Source organism: Paraburkholderia sediminicola (assembly GCF_046026675.1).
Classification (GTDB): Bacteria; Pseudomonadota; Gammaproteobacteria; order Burkholderiales; family Burkholderiaceae; genus Paraburkholderia; species Paraburkholderia sediminicola_F.
On sequence record NZ_JAQQEY010000001.1, the window covers coordinates 3,007,841 to 3,028,562 of the forward strand.

The 20,722-nt window shown below is 62.5% G+C and carries 23 protein-coding genes and 1 riboswitch; of the genes, 10 read left to right on the top strand and 13 right to left on the bottom strand.

Features of this window, described 5'->3' with window-relative positions; translation table 11 throughout:
• Positions 1 to 59 precede the first annotated feature (59 nt).
• The 5 genes from PQQ86_RS12900 to PQQ86_RS12920 are packed head-to-tail and all read left to right on the top strand — an operon-like array spanning position 60 to position 4,824.
• Entirely contained in the window at positions 60 to 1,139 is a 1,080-nt protein-coding gene (locus PQQ86_RS12900; protein ID WP_408267207.1) for an ABC transporter substrate-binding protein, read from the top strand.
• On the top strand, positions 1,136 to 1,960 hold the full coding sequence (locus PQQ86_RS12905; RefSeq protein ID WP_408267209.1) for an ABC transporter permease: 825 nt from the start codon (positions 1,136 to 1,138) through the stop codon (positions 1,958 to 1,960). The genes PQQ86_RS12900 and PQQ86_RS12905 overlap by 4 nt, the downstream gene beginning before the upstream one ends.
• Positions 1,957 to 2,907 (top strand): ABC transporter permease, encoded by a 951-nt coding sequence (locus PQQ86_RS12910; protein WP_408267211.1) that lies wholly within the window; start codon positions 1,957 to 1,959, stop codon positions 2,905 to 2,907. Before PQQ86_RS12905 ends, PQQ86_RS12910 begins: the two co-directional genes overlap by 4 nt.
• A complete protein-coding gene (locus PQQ86_RS12915) occupies positions 2,904 to 3,950 on the top strand; it encodes an ABC transporter ATP-binding protein (protein ID WP_408267214.1) in 1,047 nt (348 codons plus the stop codon). Before PQQ86_RS12910 ends, PQQ86_RS12915 begins: the two co-directional genes overlap by 4 nt.
• Before the next feature lie 46 nt (positions 3,951 to 3,996).
• Entirely contained in the window at positions 3,997 to 4,824 is an 828-nt protein-coding gene (locus tag PQQ86_RS12920) for a phosphodiesterase (RefSeq protein ID WP_408267217.1), read from the top strand.
• A gap of 18 nt (positions 4,825 to 4,842) precedes the next feature.
• Here PQQ86_RS12920 and PQQ86_RS12925 read toward each other — a convergent pair whose 3' ends face one another.
• Positions 4,843 to 5,328 (bottom strand): DUF2569 domain-containing protein, encoded by a 486-nt coding sequence (locus PQQ86_RS12925; protein ID WP_408267220.1) that lies wholly within the window; start codon positions 5,326 to 5,328, stop codon positions 4,843 to 4,845.
• A gap of 175 nt (positions 5,329 to 5,503) precedes the next feature.
• Here PQQ86_RS12925 and PQQ86_RS12930 point away from each other — a divergent pair, with 175 nt between their 5' ends.
• Positions 5,504 to 6,709 (top strand): MFS transporter, encoded by a 1,206-nt coding sequence (locus PQQ86_RS12930; RefSeq protein WP_408267224.1) that lies wholly within the window; start codon positions 5,504 to 5,506, stop codon positions 6,707 to 6,709.
• 133 nt (positions 6,710 to 6,842) lie between these two features.
• Here the strand turns inward: PQQ86_RS12930 and PQQ86_RS12935 are convergent, their stop codons facing one another.
• The 5 genes from PQQ86_RS12935 to PQQ86_RS12955 all read right to left on the bottom strand — a co-directional run bounded on the left by PQQ86_RS12935 (position 6,843) and on the right by PQQ86_RS12955 (position 9,261).
• On the bottom strand, positions 6,843 to 7,262 hold the full coding sequence (locus tag PQQ86_RS12935) for a response regulator (protein ID WP_408267226.1): 420 nt from the start codon (positions 7,260 to 7,262) through the stop codon (positions 6,843 to 6,845).
• Between the two features lie 20 nt (positions 7,263 to 7,282).
• Positions 7,283 to 7,915 carry a response regulator gene (locus PQQ86_RS12940; RefSeq protein ID WP_408270257.1) on the bottom strand — a complete coding sequence of 211 codons (633 nt, stop codon included), beginning with the start codon at positions 7,913 to 7,915 and terminating at the stop codon, positions 7,283 to 7,285.
• 238 nt (positions 7,916 to 8,153) lie between these two features.
• Complete coding sequence (locus PQQ86_RS12945; protein WP_408267229.1) at positions 8,154 to 8,726, bottom strand: ferritin-like domain-containing protein; 573 nt, start codon at positions 8,724 to 8,726, stop codon at positions 8,154 to 8,156.
• A gap of 87 nt (positions 8,727 to 8,813) precedes the next feature.
• A complete protein-coding gene (locus PQQ86_RS12950) occupies positions 8,814 to 8,975 on the bottom strand; it encodes a DUF1328 domain-containing protein (protein WP_006052455.1) in 162 nt (53 codons plus the stop codon).
• 109 nt (positions 8,976 to 9,084) lie between these two features.
• Positions 9,085 to 9,261 carry a DUF1328 domain-containing protein gene (locus tag PQQ86_RS12955; RefSeq protein WP_093643018.1) on the bottom strand — a complete coding sequence of 59 codons (177 nt, stop codon included), beginning with the start codon at positions 9,259 to 9,261 and terminating at the stop codon, positions 9,085 to 9,087.
• A gap of 248 nt (positions 9,262 to 9,509) precedes the next feature.
• Here PQQ86_RS12955 and PQQ86_RS12960 point away from each other — a divergent pair, with 248 nt between their 5' ends.
• Together PQQ86_RS12960 and PQQ86_RS12965 are read left to right on the top strand one after the other, a co-directional pair.
• Positions 9,510 to 10,913, top strand: a complete 1,404-nt coding sequence (locus PQQ86_RS12960; protein ID WP_408270260.1) for a sensor histidine kinase — start codon at positions 9,510 to 9,512, stop codon at positions 10,911 to 10,913.
• A 235-nt stretch (positions 10,914 to 11,148) separates the two neighbouring features.
• Positions 11,149 to 11,283, top strand: a complete 135-nt coding sequence (locus tag PQQ86_RS12965) for an entericidin A/B family lipoprotein (RefSeq protein WP_408267232.1) — start codon at positions 11,149 to 11,151, stop codon at positions 11,281 to 11,283.
• A 208-nt stretch (positions 11,284 to 11,491) separates the two neighbouring features.
• Here PQQ86_RS12965 and PQQ86_RS12970 read toward each other — a convergent pair whose 3' ends face one another.
• Positions 11,492 to 12,289 (bottom strand): DUF4397 domain-containing protein, encoded by a 798-nt coding sequence (locus tag PQQ86_RS12970; RefSeq protein ID WP_408267235.1) that lies wholly within the window; start codon positions 12,287 to 12,289, stop codon positions 11,492 to 11,494.
• Positions 12,290 to 12,658: 369 nt separating this feature from the next.
• On the opposite strand from PQQ86_RS12970, the gene PQQ86_RS12975 reads away from it, so the two are divergent.
• Positions 12,659 to 14,749 carry an oxidoreductase gene (locus tag PQQ86_RS12975; protein WP_408267238.1) on the top strand — a complete coding sequence of 697 codons (2,091 nt, stop codon included), beginning with the start codon at positions 12,659 to 12,661 and terminating at the stop codon, positions 14,747 to 14,749.
• Positions 14,750 to 14,789: 40 nt separating this feature from the next.
• On the opposite strand, the gene PQQ86_RS12980 is transcribed toward PQQ86_RS12975, so the two are convergent.
• The 6 genes from PQQ86_RS12980 to PQQ86_RS13005 all read right to left on the bottom strand — a co-directional run bounded on the left by PQQ86_RS12980 (position 14,790) and on the right by PQQ86_RS13005 (position 19,461).
• Entirely contained in the window at positions 14,790 to 15,719 is a 930-nt protein-coding gene (locus tag PQQ86_RS12980) for an EamA family transporter (RefSeq protein WP_408267240.1), read from the bottom strand.
• 366 nt (positions 15,720 to 16,085) lie between these two features.
• Positions 16,086 to 16,334 (bottom strand): pentapeptide MXKDX repeat protein, encoded by a 249-nt coding sequence (locus tag PQQ86_RS12985; protein WP_054039770.1) that lies wholly within the window; start codon positions 16,332 to 16,334, stop codon positions 16,086 to 16,088.
• A gap of 121 nt (positions 16,335 to 16,455) precedes the next feature.
• Positions 16,456 to 17,247 carry a molybdopterin-dependent oxidoreductase gene (locus PQQ86_RS12990; RefSeq protein WP_408267243.1) on the bottom strand — a complete coding sequence of 264 codons (792 nt, stop codon included), beginning with the start codon at positions 17,245 to 17,247 and terminating at the stop codon, positions 16,456 to 16,458.
• Between the two features lie 42 nt (positions 17,248 to 17,289).
• Positions 17,290 to 17,928, bottom strand: coding sequence for a cytochrome b/b6 domain-containing protein (locus tag PQQ86_RS12995; RefSeq protein WP_408267246.1), 639 nt, complete (start codon positions 17,926 to 17,928; stop codon positions 17,290 to 17,292).
• 45 nt (positions 17,929 to 17,973) lie between these two features.
• On the bottom strand, positions 17,974 to 18,804 hold the full coding sequence (locus PQQ86_RS13000; protein WP_408267249.1) for a DUF1223 domain-containing protein: 831 nt from the start codon (positions 18,802 to 18,804) through the stop codon (positions 17,974 to 17,976).
• A 189-nt stretch (positions 18,805 to 18,993) separates the two neighbouring features.
• Entirely contained in the window at positions 18,994 to 19,461 is a 468-nt protein-coding gene (locus PQQ86_RS13005) for a hypothetical protein (protein WP_408267253.1), read from the bottom strand.
• Between the two features lie 527 nt (positions 19,462 to 19,988).
• Between PQQ86_RS13005 and PQQ86_RS13010 the strand changes: the two genes are divergently transcribed.
• Positions 19,989 to 20,399 carry a GreA/GreB family elongation factor gene (locus tag PQQ86_RS13010; RefSeq protein WP_408193927.1) on the top strand — a complete coding sequence of 137 codons (411 nt, stop codon included), beginning with the start codon at positions 19,989 to 19,991 and terminating at the stop codon, positions 20,397 to 20,399.
• 153 nt (positions 20,400 to 20,552) lie between these two features.
• Positions 20,553 to 20,671: riboswitch (TPP riboswitch) on the top strand.
• Positions 20,672 to 20,722 lie beyond the last annotated feature (51 nt).

A 20,722-nucleotide genomic window follows, 5' to 3' on the forward strand; every position in this document is an offset into this window, starting at 1 on the left:
CGTACGCATCCAATTCGAACCCCGAACCACCCGCTCTCTTCCTCTCCAGGAGACCCGCAGTGATCCGCTCTTCAACACGCTTCGCTTCTTCGATCAAACCGCTCTGGCATCGCCTCGCCCGCACCGCAGCCACCGCGCTGTCGGCTGGCATGATCGTCACCGCCGCGCTTGCCGCCCTCGCACCGCAAGCAGCCCACGCCGATGAAACCGCGATCTGCTACAACTGCCCGCCCGAATGGGCCGACTGGGCGAGCCAGATCAAGGCGATCCAGCAAAAGACCGGCATCCGCGTGCCGTTCGACAACAAGAACTCCGGCCAGTCGATTGCGCAACTGATGGCCGAGCAGAAGAGCCCGGTCGCGGACGTGGTCTATCTCGGCGTGTCGTCGGCGTTCCAGGCGAAAGACAAAGGCGTCATCCAGACGTACAAGCCGGCGCACTGGGACGACATTCCCGCCAACATGAAGGACCCGCAAGGCTACTGGTTCACGATCCACTCGGGCACGCTGGGCTTTTTCGTCAACAAGGACGCGCTGGAAGGCAAGCCGGTCCCGCGTTCGTGGGCCGACCTTCTGAAACCTGAGTACAAAGGCATGACCGGCTACCTCGATCCGTCGAGCGCGTTTGTCGGTTATGCGGGCGCGGTCGCGGTGAATCAGGCGCTCGGCGGCACGCTCGATAACTTCGAGCCGGGCCTCGACTGGTTCCGCAAGCTGAAAGCCAACGCGCCGATCGTGCCGAAGCAGACCGCCTATGCGCGCGTGATGTCCGGCGAAATCCCGATCCTGCTCGACTACGACTTCGACGCCTACCGCGCGAAGTACAAGGATCACGCGAACGTCGAATTCGTGATTCCGAAGGAAGGCACGATCTCGGTACCGTACGTGATGAGTCTCGTAAAGGGCGCGCCGCATGAAGCGAACGGCAAGAAGGTGCTCGATTTCGTACTGTCGGACGAAGGCCAGAAACTGTGGGCCGACGCCTATCTGCGTCCGGTGCGCGCGGATGCAATGAGCCCGGAAACCGCCGCCAAATTCCTGCCCGCAAGCGACTATGCCCGTGCCAAACCGGTCGATTTCGGCAAAATGGCCGAGAAGCAGTCGAGCTTCGGCGAGCGTTATCTACAGGTGATGCATTGAACGACGTCACGTTCCCGCTGCGCTGGCGCATCGCCCTGATCGCGCCGGCGCTGGCGGTTTTCATCGCGTTCTGGCTGTTGCCGATGGGCGCGCTCGCACAGATCAGCGGCGACGGCCACGCATTCGCGACCTATCGCGCGATGCTGACGAATCCGCGCTACATGTCGAGCCTCGGCGCGACGGTGATGTTGTCCGCAGCGGTCACGGTGACGACGCTGGTGCTTTCGGTGATCGCCGGTTTGCTGCTGGCGCGCGGTGAGTTTCCGCTCAAGCGCACGTTGCTCGCGCTGTTGACGTTTCCGTTGGCATTCCCAGGCGTCGTGGTCGGCTTTATGGTGATCATGCTGGCCGGACGTCAGGGTTTGATCGGCGCGTTATCGCTGAAACTCACCGGCGACCGCTGGGTGTTCGCTTACTCGATGAGCGGCCTCTTTCTCGGCTATCTGTACTTCTCGATCCCTCGCGTGATCGTCACTGTAATGGCATCGGCGACGAAGCTCGATGCCTCGCTCGAAGAGGCCGCGCGTTCGCTCGGCGCATCGCCATGGCGTATTACGCGCGACATCGTGTTGCCCGCGTTATCGCCGGGCTTGATCGCGGCCGGCGCGGTATGTTTCGCGACCGCGATGGGCGCCTTCGGCACCGCCTTCACCCTAGCTACCGACATCGACGTATTGCCGATGACCATCTACACCGAGTTTACGCTGAACGCGAACATGGTGACGGCCGCGGGCCTCTCGATCGTGCTCGGCATCGTCACATGGGCCGTGCTGGCGTTCGCTCGCAGCGTGAGCGGTTCGGCTGTCGCGGCAAGCGCATGAGCGGCGTGTCCAAACCCGATGACAAGACTTCGTTGAATTCCATCACTGCTCCAATCAAGCAGGCCGCTAAACCGCGCGCGCGGCGGTTCAGGCTGCCCACATCACGCACGTGGCTCGCAGCCGGACAGTGGCTCGTTACGCTGCTGCTGTGCGCCTTTCTGATCGTGCCGGTCGTGATGTCGATCATGGCCGGGCTCACGGTCAACTACTTCAAAGGCGTATCGAGCGGCCTCACACTGCGCTGGCTCGGTGAAGTGTGGACGCAGTATCACAGCTCAGTATTTCTCTCGCTCGAAGTGGCAGCGATGACCTTGCTGATCACGCTGCTGACCGGCGTGCCCGCCGGCTACGTGCTGGCGCGCAGCAAGACGCGGCTCTCGCGCATCATCGAAGAGTTTCTGGTGCTGCCGATCGCTCTGCCCGGCCTCGCTTCCGCGCTCGCGCTGCTGGTGGTCTACGGCGGTTTCACGATGTTTCGCATGAGCGTCGCGTTTATCGTCGTCGGACACGTGGTGTTCACGCTGCCGTTCATGGTGCGTGCGGTTGCGGCCGTGTGCGCGAGCAGCGATCTGCGCACACTTGAAGAAGGCGCGGCGAGCCTTGGCGCGAGCTTCTTTCAACGCTTTGTCACGATCGTGCTGCCGAATGCGCGGCCAGGGATCGTCGCCGGTGCACTGGCGGTGCTCACGCTCTCGATCGGCGAATTCAACCTCACGTGGATGCTGCATACGCCCGACACGAAAACGCTCCCTGTCGGGCTCGCCGACACCTATGCGTCGTTACGCATCGAAATCGGCAGCGCCTACACGATTCTGTTTTTCATCATGACGATGCCGCTGCTCGTCGCGATGCAATGGCTCGGCGTCGATGCGACCGGCCAGCGCAGCGCGGGCAAACAACGCACTGCTGCCTCCCGTTTGAAGCCTACTCCGACGTCCTCGCCATGAAACTCGACTCCGTTCCCATCACGCTCACACAGTGCGCGAAAACGTTTCGCGGCACACGTGTGCTCGAACCTCTCGATCTGCATATCGGCGCCGGTGAGACGCTGGTGCTGCTCGGCCCTTCCGGTTGCGGCAAGACCACCACGCTGCGCATGATCGCGGGCCTCGAGACACCTGACACCGGCGGCAGCATCGCGTTCGGCGACGAAGACGTCACGGCCCTGCCGATCGAAAAACGCCAGGTCGGCATGGTATTCCAAAGCTACGCGCTGTTTCCGAATCTGACCGTGCGCGGCAACATCGGTTACGGCCTGAAAATCAAACGCGTGCCGGCTGAAACCGCGCGGCAACGCGTCGACGAATTGCTCGCGATGATGCGTCTTACCGCGCACGCGGACAAACCCATCGATCAGCTTTCGGGCGGTCAGCGTCAGCGTGTTGCCCTGGCGCGCGCACTCGCCGTGCAACCCCGCGTGCTGCTGCTTGACGAACCGCTGACCGCCCTCGACGCGCGTTTGCGCGACACCTTGCGCAGCGAGATGAATACGTTGCTGCGCGAGTTGGGCATCACGACCGTCTACGTGACCCACGATCAGGCCGAAGCGATGGAACTCGGCGACCGCATCGTCGTGATGAGCGCTGGGCGCATCGAGCAGATCGGGTCGCCGCGCGATATCTACTACCGTCCGGCGAATCGCACGGTCGCGCAATTTGTCGGCACGATCAACCGGCTGGCGGGCGAACGGCGTGATGGTCTGTTGACCACAACTGGCGGCGCCGTACCACTGCCCTTAAGCGGCGGGCACGCAAGCGCGGCACACGAATTTTTCTTCCGGCCCGAGGATGCGTACCTCGCCGACCCAGCCAGCGCCCAATTGCGCGGCAATATCGAAAGCACGGCGTTTCTCGGCGAGCGCACCCGGCTGACGATCGGCGGCGCCGCACCGGACGCGCTGCTGATCGACGTCGCGGGCCGCGTAGAACTCGCACGTGGCACGCCGGTCGGGATTTCGATCGCGCAGGACGCGCTGATTGCGCTATCGTAATGACACAGCGCTGCGTTTCTGGCGCGCCATAAAGAAGGACATCTCCATGCTGCTGGCTCAAATTAGCGATCTGCATATCAAACGGCCCGGGGCGCTGGCTTACCGCCGCGTCGACACCGGCGCCTATCTCGCGCGCACTGTCGCCGCGCTCAATGCGCTGGAGCCGCGTCCCGACGCCGTAATCATGACCGGCGATCTCGTCGATCAGGGCGATCCGGAACAATACGAACACCTCAAAACGCTGCTCGCGCCGCTCGAGATCCCCTACTTTCTGATGGTGGGCAATCATGACGAACGGGCTGCGTTGCGCGCGGCGTTTCCCGATCGCGCCGAATTGCGTCGTGGTGGCGAGTTCGTGCACTACGCGGTCGATGTCGGACCGCTGCGCGTAATAGCGCTCGATTCGATGGTGCCGGGCGAAAGCGCCGGCAATCTATGCGATTCGCGTCTCGCCTGGCTCGAGACGCAACTCGATGCGGCACAAGGCAAGCCGACGGTGGTCGCATTGCATCATCCGCCGTTCGTCTGCGGAATCGGGCACATGGATGAATTGCGGCTCGATCCCGCAGCCGCCGACAAGCTCGTCGCGTTGATCGCGCGTTATCCGAACGTGGAGCGGGTGATCTGCGGCCATGTGCATCGGCCGATGTTCGTACGTTTTGGCGGCACGATTGCGTCCGCGGTGCCGGCGCCCGCGCATCAGGTCGGACTCGATCTGCGCGAGGACGCGCCTTCCGCATTCGTGATGGAGCCGCCCGCATATGCGCTGCATCGCTACGATCCGGCGACGGGCATCGTCACGCACCATGCGTATGTTGATAAAGCCGATGGTCCGTATCCTTTTTACGAACCCGAAGGCGAGTTGATCGATTAACGGTGTCGCCTCGCCGGTTCAGGCGGCGACGAAAGTGTGCCGTACACGCCGGGACAACCTGAAATACGGTATCCCGAGCACGGCAGCGACGACGGCCTGAATGAAGCCATCGAACGGAATGGCGATGTCGATCCCAATGGCGTGCGTCATGTGATCGCCGAGCAGGTAGGCGATGGTTCGCATGACGACGATGGCCAACAGCCACGCCTGCACCTGCAGCGGAAAACGCGCCGATTTGCGTCGTACGAGCAGCGCCAGCCAGCCTGCGCCGGCGACGATGAGCACCCCGATGATCACGTCACAGCCGACCATCGCAATCACGGTGCGATACCAGCCGTGTGTTTCAGGGCGCACGAATACGGCCAGCAGTTCCCATTCGAGCATCAGCTTGAGCGGATCGCGCAGTGCGACTGCGGTTGACAGCGCCCATGCAGCGAGGCAGATCAGGGCAACGAGCAGCCAGCCGCTGATGCGTCGAGGTTCGGGTTTCGAGGTTGTGTTCATGAGATCGGTCACGTAATGGATCTTGTTGCGCGCGCCGATTCTACGAACGAAAACCGAACGACCATCTCATTTTGTCTGCGAGGCGTTCCACGGCCGTCAGCACGATCCTTCCTGCTCCGGTATGATCGGCACGCTTGAGGACCGCGCATGGGCCGGTCCGTCGATAGCCCCTCTCATGTCCACATCCGACGCTTCCACTCCCGCTTCCGCCGACCGGTCGTTGCGCGGCTTGCTGCTTCTGCTCGCGACGATTGCCGGTGTGGCAGTTGCAAACATCTATTACAACCAGCCGCTGCTCGACAATTTCAGGCAGTCGTTTCCGAATAGCGCGTCGTGGGTTGGCGTGGTACCTGCCGTGACGCAGCTCGGCTACGCGGCCGGGATGCTGTTGTTGGCGCCGCTCGGCGATCGCTTCGATCGACGCAAGCTGATCCTGCTGCAGACTGCCGGCATGTGCGTCACGCTCGTGATCGCGGCTGCGGCGCAGAACTTGCCCGTGTTGATCGCGGCGAGCCTTGCCATCGGTGTGCTCGCCACCATCGCGCAACAGGCTGTGCCGTTCGCCGCCGAACTCGCGCCGCCGGCGCAGCGGGGGCAAGCCGTCGGCACGGTGATGAGCGGCCTGCTGCTCGGCATTCTGCTGGCGCGGACCGCGGCGGGCCTGATCGCCGAGTATTTCGGCTGGCGCACGGTATTCGGCGCTTCGGTGGTCGCGCTGCTGGCGCTGGCGGTCGTGATCATCCTGCGCTTGCCGAAGAGCAAGCCGACTTCGACGCTCCCTTACGGCAAGCTGCTGGTTTCGATGTGGCATCTGGTCGTGGAGCATCGCGCGCTGCGCGAGGCCTCGCTAACAGGTGCCGCGATGTTCGCCGCCTTCAGTATCTTCTGGTCGGTGCTGGCGTTGTTGCTGGCGGGCGCACCGTTTCATCTTGGGCCGCAGGCGGCCGGACTGTTCGGCATTGTCGGCGCGGCGGGGGCCATGGCCGCGCCGCTCGCCGGCAAGTTTTCCGATCGACGCGGGCCGCGAGCGATCATCTCGGTGTCGATCGCACTCGTGGCCGTGTCGTTTGTCGTGTTCGGCCTGTCGGCGACCAGCATTGCCGGGCTCGTGATCGGTGTGATCATCCTCGATATCGGCGTGCAGGCTGCGCAGATATCGAATCAGTCACGTATCTATGCGCTGAAGCCCGACGCGCGCAGCCGGGTGAACACGGTTTACATGGTGGCGTATTTCATCGGCGGAGCGCTGGGGTCCGGCGTCGGCGCAGTCGTGTGGCCGACATTCGGCTGGGCCGGCGTCAGCATCGCCGGTCTGGCGTTCGCGGCGCTGGCGGGATGGAATCACTCCCGCGGCAAGCGCCACGCCGTCACGGCATCCTGATCAGGTTCGGTGGCCTGGCTGCCTCGCGGCTGCCGCGCGATCGTCTGGAAATCGCGTTGTTCGAAGCAGGGAAAGACAGCGGGCATGCTCTCGACGCGCTGCAGCGGGACTTGGACCGGCTATACGGCACAGCTCAGCGCGTCGACGCATACTCATGCAACGCATCAATCACCAGGTCAAACTCGAACGACTTATCGTAGAAGTGTCGAACGCCATACTGTTCACAACGCTCCCGATAAGCCGGCAAGGCATGATTCGTCAACACGGCGGCAAAAATCGACTCAACCATCCCCTCGCGCTGCAAGTAAGCGAGCACAGGCAACGCCGACCCCTGCTTCAACTGCAAGTCCACAATCACCGCATCAAAAGCCTCATCGCTCAATAAAGCAATCGCCTGATCGGCAGAATCCGCATACGCGGCCACCTGCAGCAAACCCGATGCATCGATGGCCTCGACGAGACTCCTGCGGATCAACGGCGAATCCTCGATCAGCAGCACGCGCAACGGCGCGCGGCTCGCTGGTCCGGCATCAGTGTTCGATTCGCTGTTCATCGGTGTATCTCGATCGTTCATTATTCGATCAAGCCGTTCTTGATCGCGTAATAAGTCAGATCGGCATTGTTCGCCAACCGCATCTTCTCCAGCACGCGAGCCCGATAAGTACTCACGGTCTTTACCGACAAATGCAATTCCTCCGCAATGTCGGTCGGAATCTGTCCCGCCGCGAGCTTGCAGAATATCTGGAACTCGCGCTCGGAGAGCGCTTCGTGCGGCCGCCCCACCGCCGGCTTGTCGAGGTTGTCGGCCAGCGTGTCGGCCACGGCCTCCGACAGATAACGATGCCCGCGCGCCACCGCCCGGATCGCCCGCACAATCTCCTCGGGCTCGCAGTCTTTGTTCAGGTAACCGTTGGCGCCCGCGCGCAGCAGGTTGATCGCGTATTGGCTCTCCGGATAGCCCGACAGAATCAGCACGCCCTGCTCGGGCCGCACCTGCCTGATCACACGTAACGTGTCGATGCCGTTCTTGTCAGGCATCGCGATGTCGAGCAGCACCACGTCGAACGCCTGCTCCCGCACGAGGCTAATGGTTTCGTCACCGGTCGCGGCTTCGGCCGCGACGCACATGTCCGGCTCGTCAGCGACGAACTGCCGGAAACCACCTCGGACGATCGCATGGTCGTCAGCTATCAGCACTCGAATCATCAGTTTGGCGTCCGTGCTACTGGATTGCTCCAAAGCAGACATTGTAATGACCTCCGGCACCGTCTTTGCCGAAGACCGATGTGCACGGCGTAGCGGTGCATCGAACCATACGGGCGCGGGAAACCATCCAGCCCGTCCCGCGCCGCCCGACCTGGCGCGACAGTCGAAGCGGCGATTCGCGCTGCGACCAGCGGACGCCTGCCGACGTCCGCTTCTCGACTCCGCTTCTCAACCTCGCCTACTCGCGGCCCTCAAGCAAGTCCGCCATATCATCGGCATGCTCTTCTTCGACAGCAAGAATTTCTTCAAACAGACGGCGCGTCGTCACGTCCTTCTCGCCGAGATAATGCACGATCTCACGATACGTATCGATCGCAATACGCTCGGCAATCAGGTTTTCGCGAATCATGTCCGTCAGATTGCTGCCTTCCTTGTATTCTGAATGCGAACGCGTCTTCAGGCCATCCGGTGCAAAATCCGGCTCGCCGCCAAGCTGCACGATGCGCTCGGCGATGCGGTCGGCGTGCTCCTGCTCTTCCGCGGCATGCTCCGCGAATTCCGCCGCCACGGCCTCGGAGTTGATGCCCTTGGCCATGAAATGATGCCGCTTATAGCGCAGCACGCAGACGATTTCAGTGGCCAGCGAATCATTGAGCAGTTTCAGCACCGTCTCACGGTCGGCACCGTAGCTTTGCGTGACCGGACCATCCGACATATGCTTGCGGGCGTCTTCGCGGATCTTCTTGATGTCCATCACGAACGGACCGCTAGATTGAGATGCTGCGCCTTGGGCGCCAGGAGCCTTCGCCATTGAGATTCTCCTTTATCCGGTATTGGGGGAACTGCGTATCCCGCACGAATCGCGCCTGATACGCCGGTTTAAGGAAGGGGTATTCGTCTACGTTCGGAATACACCAAGCAGCAGCGTGACCACGAACACGACAAGGAAGATGTAGAACAGGATCTTCGCGATTTCGGCCGCACCCGCAGCGATTCCGGTAAAACCGAACACGGCTGCGATGATCGCAATCACGAAAAAGACGATGGCATAGTGAAGCATGGCGACTCTCCTTGTTGGTATCTGCATCAAGAGACCCTGAGGCGAACCCGAAGCGAAACGCTCCCTCACAACCGGCGGGAACAGCGCGCAACCACCTCATCGAACGGCGCTAATCGACGATCTTCTTCGTGACCACGAAGCCGAGCACGAGGAACACCACGCACAGAATCACGAACACCATAAACAGGAACTTTGCGATCACCGCTGCGCCCGCAGCTACGCCGGTAAAGCCAAGAAGGCCGGCGATCACCGCCACGACGGCGAAGAACAATGCCCATTTCAACATGATGGCTTCCTCCCGAATCAGTCAATGAACGATCAGGTTCATCCTATCGATCGTCGACGCTGGGCGCATTCCGACGTGCTCCGTTTTTCGTGTGAGAATCCGCTTACACGGGATTACGGCAGCGTTACGCCGCCTGCTCCATCGTCGAGCCTGGCGGGCGTTACACTGATTGCCCACCTCAGGAGCCAAAAGTGCTGAACGTGTCGGACACGCATAAATCAGGGGCCACCGTGCGGCTAAGCGACTGGATGCGCAATCGCAGTTGGGCCATTGCGATGACCGTGGCGATCGTCATCACCGTGGGCGGACTCGTGATTCTCGAAACCGCGCGCCAACGCATTGCCGCTGAATACGAAACGGCACTCGAAGCGCGCGACGTCACGGTCCAACTGAGCACGCTCTCAAGCCAGCTATCCCGCCTCAGCGCCCAGCAAAGCGATTTTCTTCTGACAAAGCAGGACTCGTCCGCTCAAGGTTTTTGCGCGACCGCCGTGCGGATACGGCAGAACGAACAGCAGCTAAGCCGGTTCTACCGCGGCGGCAAGGCGGACAGCGCCGAGCTTGCGAGCTTCGCCCAGATCGTCGCGCTGACCGACGCGCGCATCGGCGCGGGTGCTGCTGCATTGCAACGCGCGACACCGCATTCGCTCGATCTCTCAGCGTGCGGCAGCGCAAGCGAGGCCAATCCGGCCGATGCCACACTGGTCGACAGCACGCTCACGCTGCTGCGCGACAATGAGGAACGCCGCGCGCAGCACGCACTCGATGCAAGCCGCGCCGACCAGCGCATCTCCACGGTGTGCGCGGCGGCGCTGTCCGCGCTCAACATCGTGCTGTTCATCCTGTTGTTTCGCAATCTCGGTATCCAGATGGATCGGCAGGCACGCGTGCAGCTTCAACTGATCACGCAACAGGAAGAGCTCGACCAGCTCGTCAACGAACGCACGCGCCAGCTTGAAGCGTTGGGCTGGCACTTGCAGGCCGTCAGCGAAAACGAAAAGACGCAACTCGCGCGCGAACTGCACGACGAACTCGGCGCCATTCTGACCGCGAGCAAAATGGATGTGGCTTGGGCCAACCGCAAACTGAAGGACAGTGCCCCGGACATCTCCGAGAAACTCCAGCGCGCGCTCGCCAATCTCGACCAGGGCATTGCGTTGAAACGCCGCATCATCGAAGACATGCGGCCCACCGTGCTGGCGAACTTCGGGCTCGTCACCGCGCTGCGCACGCTTGCCGACGAAGCTGCGCAGCGCAACAACTGGACGCTCGAATCGCATTTGCCCGCCGACGATATCCAGCTCGACGAGCAAACCGAAATCGCACTCTTTCGCGTCGCGCAGGAGTCGCTCACGAACGCCGCCAAGTATGCCCGGGCCTCGAAGGTGTCGATCGCCTTGCACGTCGGCGACGGCGAGGTGGCATTGCGTATCGCGGACAACGGCGTTGGCATCACGCCCGCCGATCTGCAGCGTACGCACACCCACGGGCTGCTCGGCATGCGCCAGCGGGTTGCCGCGCACGGCGGGCGCTTCGATATTCAGCGCGGCGTGCCGAATGGCACCGACATTCAGGTGGTGATGCCGAGTGTCAGCACGGCAACGCCGTCAGTGGATCTGCCGCCATCGACGCCGTCGCGAACGGCTGTCTAGCAAGGCTTCGCGGCACGTTGCGATAGCGCGTGTAGGAGTACGCCGACGCGAACACCGGAGCATGCCTACAACAAAATCGCAGGGCAACCGACAGCGCTGCCCCCGCCCTTTTTTTAACATGCAATCAGACCGGATCGACTGGCGTAAGCCCCGGTCGGACGACAGCTAGCCCGGCTAGCGCGTGCCGTACAGCATGGGCACGTCAACCGATGCATTCTCGACAAGGAGAACTTTCATGAATCGACTGATCGCTTTGCTTCTCATTGCAGGGACGGCTGCGCTCGCCGGTTGCAACACGATGGCGGGGGCTGGGCAGGATATTTCGAAGGGTGGCAACGCCATCACGAGTTCGGCCGACCAGGCCAAGTAAGTTAGCGGCTACCATCGACTGCGCGGCGCCTCACGGCGCCTTGCCATGCAGGAACTCCACAGCCCGTCGCGGGAAACCGCGGCGGGCTTTTTTTAGTCAGACCCATAAACAAAACGGCGATCCACTTGCGTGGATCGCCGCCATCCCTCCCTGGGACTGTCGCTTATCGTGTCTATCGCATGCTATGCACGCATGCGGGTTCGCGAGCTTATTGACCCGTCAGCGTGTTCGTCAGCTCGACGCTCGGCGTGCCGGTGTTGCCGTTCTGCGCAATCAGCAGATGGATCTGCCCCGGCACGAGCTGGCTCAGCGTACCGGCGATCGGCACCGACGTCACCAGCCAGTCGGCGTTGTTCGACAGCGAGAAAGCCGACGACTGGAAGATCGGCGTCTTGCTGCCCGCCACCGTCGCGATCAGCACGTACTGGCCGCCGGACACATAGATCGAATCCTGGCCGCTTGCCGGCACAGCGTTCTTGAACGACACGCCCGCCATCGTCGGACTGACATTGGTGATGTCAGTGCTGGTTGACTGAACCAGATACAGGTCGAGATTGGTCGCATTAGCCGATGCGTTGAAGCCCCGTAGACGCGCGCTATTCGAGAGCAGCCCCTTGTCGAACGGGTCGTCGATCAGGCCAATATCCGGCGCAGCCGCCCCTGGCAAAGCCAGCACCGTGTATTCATGGCCCTTCGCAACATCGGGGAAGTTACCGCTCGCCAACGCGGTCGTCGTGCCGGTGGTCGAATACGCGACGGTGGTCGAACCCGTGTTGATGTTGGTGAGGTTCGTCACCCCCTTATAGCTGATGTTCGTCTGTCCCGAGGGTGCGGTACCGTTCACGAGAAAGTCGACTGCCGGACCGCCAGGAATTGCGTGGATGAAATGGATCTCCGGATTCGTCAGACCGAGTTCCTTGCCTACGTCGCTGCTGCCGCCGCCGCCGCATGCAGCCAGGACGGATGCAACAGCGGCTACAGCCGCCATGGTTCGGATCATTTTCATTGTGTTCCACCTATATCGATGTTGGGCTCTCGAGCCGTTAATTTGCGAGCGCCCGGCCTCGGACATCGCGCCGGCTGGAAACCTTGTTCGTTGGTCGTTAGAACGGTTCCAGGCCGGCTCTCCGAAATGAAGCGCCCCCTCCCTATCCCTGCCGCACATCGCGCCCGTGCTGGTGAGCGGCGTGGTCCGTGTCGATGGACTGGACGCCTGCATTCAGCAAAGCATGTGCCGCGGGTTCGATATGGCTTCAGGCATCAAACGAATGCCTTACGGAGCAACGAGTTGCGCGGATTAGAATTTTTCCTCGGAGGGTTGGCACGTTTCGCGGTGTATTGTTCGCGCACAACCAATACTTACACGGCCCCTTGCATGTCTTACCAACGCTTACTCGCTGAACTCGACCTTGGCTTCACCCGCTTGCGCAATCGCGTGGTGATGGGTTCGATGCACACCGGCATGGAGGATCGTTTCTGGAATTACCCGAAACTGGCCGAGTATTTCCGTGAGCGCGCGAAAGGCGGCGTCGGCCTGATCGTCACCGGCGGCATCTCGCCAAACCGGCAAGGCTGGCTGCTGCCCTTCGGCGGCACGCTGAACTCGGTGTTCGATCTGCGCAATCACCGCTTGCTGACCGAGGCCGTGCATGCCGAAGGCGGCAAGATCGCGCTGCAGATCCTGCATGCGGGCCGCTATGGGTACCAGCCCTTCGTTGTGTCGGCGTCGGCGCTCAAGTCGCCGATTTCGAAGTTCAAACCGCGCGCGCTCACCGAAGCCGGCATCGCGCGGACCGTGCGCGACTATGCCCGCTGCGCGCGCCTCGCCCAGCGCGCCGGTTACGACGGCATCGAGATCATGGGCAGCGAAGGCTATCTGCTCAACCAGTTCCTGTGCCCGCGCACGAACCGGCGCACCGATCGCTACGGCGGCAGCATCGAGAACCGCATGCGTCTCGCGCGCGAGATTGTCGAGCGCGTGCGCGCGGTGTGCGGCGAACGCTTTATCGTGGTGTACCGGCTCTCGCTGATCGATCTGGTCGAAGGCGGCAACACGTGGGAAGAAACCGTGCAGGTCGCCCAGGCGCTCGAAGCCGCCGGCGTAACGATGTTCAACACGGGAATCGGCTGGCATGAAGCGCGGGTGCCGACCATCGTGACCTCGGTGCCGCGTGCTGCATTCGCTGCGTTGAGCGCGCGGTTGAAGGCCGCGGTCAAGGTGCCGGTGATCGTGTCGAACCGCATCAACACGCCCGAGGTCGCCGAAGAACTGCTCGCTCAGGGAGCGGGCGATCTGGTGTCGATGGCGAGGCCGCTTCTCGCCGACCCCGAGTTCGTGCTGAAGACCGCCGAAGGACGTGCGCATGAAATCAATACCTGTATCGCCTGCAATCAGGCCTGCCTCGATCACACGTTCAAGAACCAGCGTGCAAGTTGCCTCGTGAATCCACGTGCGGGACGCGAGACCGAGCTGGTCTATCGGCCGATCGCAGGCCAGCAGGCCGCGCGCTCGGTGGCGGTAGTCGGCGCGGGCCCGGCGGGACTTTCCGCGGCGACCGTTGCGGCCTCACGCGGGCATCGCGTGACGTTGTTCGATGCGAGCGCAACGATCGGCGGTCAGTTCAATCTCGCGATGCGCGTGCCGGGCAAGGAAGAGTTCAGCGAAACGATCCGCTATTTTCAGAGCCAGTTGGAGCGGCATCGCGTCGATGTGCGCCTCGAGACGCGCGTCGATCCTGCCCTGCTCGCGGCAGGCGCTTACGACGATGTGATCATCGCCACGGGCATCGTGCCGCGGAGCCCGTCGATCGCCGGCATTACCGGGCCTAACGTGCTGTCTTATGTGGACGTGCTGCGTGGTGCGCCGGTGGGACGCCGCGTCGCGGTGATCGGTGCGGGTGGGATCGGCTTCGATGTCAGCGAGTTTTTGCTGCATCGTTCCGGCGATCCTCTGCCCATGCCGCGCGATACATGGCTCGACGAATGGGGTGTCGACCTTGCGGTGCGGGAACGCGGTGGTTTGAAACCGCCGGCGCCGGCGCAGCCGGTCCGCGAGATCTGGTTGCTGCAGCGCAAGGCGGGCAAACTCGGCATGGGGCTCGGCAAGACCTCCGGCTGGGTGCATCGCGCGACGCTGGCCAGAAACGGCGTGAAGATGCTCGGTGGCGTGTCGTATCAGGAGATCAGCGAACGCGGTTTGAAAATTGCGCGTGAAGGTGTCGAAGAATGGCTTGAAGTGGACACGATCGTCGTGTGCGCGGGACAGGAATCGTTGCGAGATCTGCATCCGGGGACGGCCGCGCGAACTGCGGATGGGACAAACGGCGCGAACGACGTCAAAGGCTCAAATGGTGCGAATGGTGGGAGCGGTCCGCGCTATCACGTGATCGGCGGCGCAAAGGTGGCAACCGAACTGGACGCGAAACGCGCGATTCGCGAGGGTGCGGAGGTGGCGGCGGCGCTCTGACCTGGTGGAGAGCGGAGGCGGCCGCGCCGCACCGCCCTCCTTAAGCGAGCCGCTTCTTCCGGTAATCGAACCAGAAAGACAGCCCCACGCTGGCCAGAATCACGATCGTCGCGATGACCGTCGAATGCGTCACCGGCTCACCGAGCAACAACGCGCCGAGCGCCACCGCCACCACCGGATTCACGTACATGCAGCTGCTGGCGATGATCGGACTCGTATGCCGGATCAGAAAGCCGTACGCGACGTAGGCGGTCATCGTCCCGATCAGCATCAGGTAGACGAAGGCCAGCACCGGCAGGAAATGCACTTCCATCATCCGCTCGCCCGACACCCAGGCGACCATCGTCGACATCGCGCCGCCGAGGCCGATTTGTAGCGACGTCGAGAGAAACAGGTCCGACGGCAGCTTCAGCCGTCCGGCCAGATGCGCGCCGCCGGCCCAGAAAAGCGCACCGCACAGGATCGCCAGACTGCCGCCCGCCGATCCCGGCGCGGTGTCGCCATGACTCAGGATCGCGATGCCCACCAGCCCGAGGCCAACCGCGAACCACTCGCCTCTGCCGATCTTGCGCCCAGCCACCGCCGCGATCACCGTTGCGAACAGCGGCACGGTCGCGACCATCACGGCTGCGGTGCCGGTGCCGACGGTGCGCATGCCGTAAGCCAGCATGCCGCTCGACAGGCCAACCAGCATCGTGCCGACAAGGCCGGCATTGCGGATTTCACCCGCGCTCGGCCAGACCGGATTGCGGCGCGCCGCGAAGATGAAAAGCCCTATCCCGGCGAACAGATTGCGCAACCCGGAGAGCAGCAACGGCGGAAACGAACCCAGCGCGACGTGCACGGCGAGATACGTCGAACCCCATACGAGATAGACAACGGCGAGCGCGAGCGCGATCTGTCCATTGCGGGACTGCGGCAAACGGATCGGGAAACCACGCGAAAAACGGCTGGGGAGTTGCGGCGCCATACGTTCAAGCCGCCCATGCCGCTCGAGGTGCTGCGCCCCCGCTGAAGACCCTGTGACGGGATGGCGGACACCGCATCGGCGATGCGGTCTGACGGGCGAGGCTGGCGGACATGTCGGTGGAACGGAAGGACGATAGATGGCCAATGGGGCCACAACGCCGCGGAGATCGATGGAAATCGAGCCACGGCTGACACACGCCAAATGCTGGGCGCGCATCGCATTATGCAGTAAGCGCCCACCGCGTCGCCTGAAAGAATCGTAACTTTTTTGCGTGCTTGCAACAGAAAAGCCGGGGACGTATCCCCGGCTTTCGGCTCACCTGCGACACCGACGCTCAAACTATGCAACCGGCATCGCCAGCAACGCTCAGTTGGCCATGGCGCCCGATGCTTCGTGCTTCATGCCCATCGCGTCGCTGCCCTTTTTCATCTTGTCGTGCTTCATCGTGTTCTTCTTCATGCTGTCCTTCGACATGGTGTCTTTGGACATCGAATCCTTCGACATCGTGTCCTTGGACATTGCATCGTTGGACATTGCGCCGCTTGCCTGCGCGAATGCGGCGCCGCCGCTGGTCAGGAGGGCGACGGCCATTGCTGCGATTGCGAACTTTTTCATGGGATGACTCCGTTTTGTAGTGGATAAACCTGAACCGGCTTTTACCTTGTGCCGGCGTACTTCCGAAGCTTCTGCCGCCCGGGGTCGCGCGTCCGGCATTGCACGCGCCGACCCGCGCGCGTCAGGAGCCTCCGAACCAGTTGTAGCCCTGGTCGACCCAATAGCCGCCGGGATACGTATTGGTGACGAACATCTCGACGATGTGCTTCGGATTCTTGTAGCCGAGCTTGGTCGGCATGCGCAGCTTCATCGGAAAGCCGTATTTCGCGGGCAATCGCTCACCGTCGTATTCGAAGGTCAGGAGCGTTTGCGGATGCAGCGCGGTCGGCATGTCGATGCTTTCGTAGTAGTCGTCGGCGCATTTGAAGCCGACGTACTTCGCGCTCGTGTCCGCGCCGATGCGCCGCAGAAAATCGGCAAACGGCGTGCCGCCCCAACGGCCGATCGCGCTCCACCCTTCCACGCAGATATGCCGCGTGATCTGCTCGGCATGCGGCAGCGCGTACAACTCGGGCAAGGTCCAGGCACGCTGACCGGTGACGAGACCGCTGATCTTCAGCTTGTAGTCGGAGGCGTCGACATCGGGGACGTCGTCGATACCGTAGAACGCGTTGAACGGAAACGGCCGCGTGATTTGCGCTTCCGTGTAGGTCGGCGCGAGTTGCTTCGGATCGAACAATGCGGCTTGCGCGCGGTCGTTCAGATGCGACACGGCCGTCAGGAATGCGCTGACCGAATCGTTGTCGGTAAGCGAGCAACCCGTCAGCATCGACAGGCCGCCGAGCGTCAGAAGCCGCTTGCCGAACAGGCGCCGCGAAGGCATCGCGAGTTCGCGCCGGGCGTCGATCAGGATCGATTCGCGGTCGAGCGCGGAAGCAGGATTTCGATCGGGTTTTGTATCGGGCTTAGTCATGATTCGATGTCCTTACGCTTTGCGTATCCGTGTATCAATGGCTTAACGTCCGCGCAGCATCGCCAGCAGCGAGCGCGGCACGAGGGCCACCATCGCCAGATGCACGGCAATAAACGCAGCCATTAGCGACATGGCGCAGAAGTGGACGATGCGTGCGTTGTCGTAGCCGCCCATCAACTCGCGCAGCAGCGGAAACTGCACCGACTTCCAGATCGCGAGGCCCGAGAGCACCAGCAAGATCAGATCGCAGACGACAAACAGATAAGCGAATTTCTGCACAGCGTTGTAGACGCGCAGATCGGCGTGCGAGAGCTTGCCGGTCAGCGCAGCGATGAAGTCGTGCAGCACGGCGCGCGGCGAGACCGGCAGGAACTTGCGCACGAAGCGCCCGCTGGCCAGATTCAGCGCGAGATACAGCAGACCGTTGAAGACCAGCAGCCACATCGCCGCGAAGTGCCATTGCAGCGCACCGCCGAGCCAGCCGCCGAGCGTGATTGCCGGCGGAAACGTGAAGCCTTTGAAGATCGGCGAGGCGTCATAGATGCGCCAGCCGGACAACATCATCAGAACGGCCGCGAGTGCGTTGAGCCAATGCGTGACGCGCACCCACACCGGATGAATCGTGCCGCTCTTCGGCATGGTGGGCGGAGCGGTTTTGCTAAGAGCATGAGGCGTGGCCATGAGAATCTCCGATAAAACGGGGGAGCACTGCGGGTCGTCGCGCGATCAATTGCAGGCGGCGAGCTCGCCCACTTGCAGCACATCGCCGGTCGCAGCGTTTTCGACGAAGGCGACGACGCCGAAGTGGTCCGCCGGAGCATTCGCGTCGGCATCGTCGATACGGATATCGCGGCGGATTTGTGCATTACCGGCAACCAGCGGCACGGGGCCGATCCATTGCCGCACGACACGTTCGTGATGCAGTGTTGCGCCGCTGTTTTCCCCGGCCCTTACCTGCGAGTTCAACGCGTTCTGGTAGACCGCGACGTAGGCATTCATTGGGCCCGAGGTGTCTGCCGCCTTGCTGGTGAATCGCGCATCGACATTGAAGGCGCCCTTCGCCTGGGGTTTCAGTTCAAGCGCCACGTTCGCCTGCGCCGGTTCGGCGACGACCTGGCCGATGCGGCTCTGGAAACTGTCGCGTTGCGACCAGCTGCGTAGTTCGCGGCCCGATACGAATATCTCGGGCGTGTAGATGGTGTGGCCGCCGGCGAGGTCAGTGAGCGTCTGCTGACGCTCGGTAAAGCGATGTTGCGAGAAGCGGTCGGTCCAGCCGAGGCTATTCCAGTAGTCCACATGCAACGCCAGCGGCACGATGCTTTGGCTTGCACCACTGTTTTTCCACTGGCTCAGCCAGTTGTCGGCGGGCGGGCAGCTGTTGCAGCCTTCGCTGCTGTAGAGCTCCACCAGTGCAACGCGGTGGGATGGGCTGTGCGACGCACATACGGCGCCGGCCGCGCTCGCAAGGCCGCTGGCGAAGAGGGTTGTCAGCGCTACGGCTAGCGCGATTGCGCGAGTGACATACCGATTGTCTCGGCGGGTTCGTGCGGTTTGCATGGCGTGCTCCATCAGGATCTGCACGTTTGTCGAACCACGAGACCGCTTATGACAGCCGACTCTGAATTTTTATTTATGTCCGGGTTGTTCGCCTACGGTCAAGACCGTTCCTTGCTGTTTATCCCCGCGGGGCGGGGTGTGTCTGTACGCTTGCGGGCGAACCGCCTCAAAGCGCCCCGCGGAGGGGCCTCAGTCGTAACTCACGACAACCGTCACCCGGGTGTCCTGCCCGGCATTCTTCGGTGCAAGCGACAATACCCCACCGTCGCGGCCAACGCGGTAGTGCCCGTCACTGGCCGCGCGAAACAGACGTCCACTGCTGTCGACAAAACGCTCAGCCAGAGCATCACCATTACGCGTCGTCGGGCCGCTGTTCACCTGAAGCGCGACGTCGGCGCCCGTCGCCACGCCCGGCGCGGCGCTAAAGGTCAGCGTGACCGCTGAACCCGATTGCTCGAGCCGCGCACCTCTGGCATCGACACGTGCTCCGGCCGGCGCCACCGAAATCGCCAGCTGCGGCGCCATGATCGCGCCCGAAAAACTGATCGTTCCACCATTCGCGGCTACCGCCGGCATTGGCGCTGAAGCCAGCGCAACCAGGGTTGCCGTCCCCGCGACCGCACTGAGCCCCCCAAACCGCCCCATTCCCGTTTTCATCAGCACATCTCCTCAAGCCGTCTCAAACCGCATCGCGCCATTGACGCGCTGCCCGCCGCCGGTCACTCGGCTGGGCAACGGCCGCCCCTACAGGAGGATTAACGGCAGCGCGACGACGGCCTTGAACGACCACGTGCGATATAGACGCGCCGCACTACGTGCACGCGGCACCTTCCGGCGGCAATTAAAGAGACGCCGCGCCCGTGCTAACATTCACCTTTCGATCGCGTCAATCAAGCTTCCCTTCCGACGCTCCCCAATACTTTTCGCACTCTGCCGGTTATCCCAATGCGCGTTCCGTTCTCCCGAGCCCTCACCCGCTTGCGCCCCCGTCGCGCAACCGGTTGCGCGCGCGTGGACATCGCGACGCCACACGCCGGCCAGCCGTCCCGAACGCTCCCGCTTCCCGCCGCCCGGCGCCCGATCTGACGCAGTTCCCCTCCAATGCCGGGGCCGCGTCGTCGGGCTCCGGGCTGATCTCATCCGTACGCAATTCCTTTATATGCAGATCAATTGGAGAACCCGTCATGAAAAAGACGAAAACCTGTTACCTCACCGAACTCGACGTCGCCCGTCTTGAAAAGCACGCGGCCGCGCCCGGCGCCGACGCCAAATTGCAAGACATGCTCGACGACGTTCTCGAACGCGCCGTAATCGTAGAATCGCGCGACATCCCCGCGAACATCGTCACGATGAATTCGCAAGCCACGCTGGTCGATGAAACCAGCGGCGAGCAGATGACCTGGACGGTCGTCTATCCGCCCAACGCGGACTTCGCGCACGGCCGCCTGAACGTGTTTTCGCCGGTCGGTCTTGCGCTGCTCGGCGCGAAACGCGGCGAACGCATTCGCTTCACGCCGCCGAGCGGCACGGAGAAGGTGCTGAAGCTCGAAAAGATCCTGTTTCAGCCCGAAGCCGCCGACGATTTCACGCTGTAAGCCCAAGCCATTCGCGACGCAGAACGCTGCGCCGCACCATCCCCGGCAGCCCTATCACAATAAGAATAGTGCGTGGCTGACCGGCGTTATCTCCGACATCTGACTTTTTCAAGACGGGTTGCCAAGCAAGGCCCGGGCGGTGTATTGTGTGCGCTGCTAACGCGGGGGTCCTGCGTAGCGCGGAGGTTGGAGGTCCGTGTTGCGTGGGTGAGAAATACCCTTTGAACCTGATCTGGATAATGCCAGCGCAGGGAAGCGTACGGATTTCGCACCTGGTCTACCGTTTCATCTCTCGCGAATTCCGACAACTTCCGTCTCGTCTC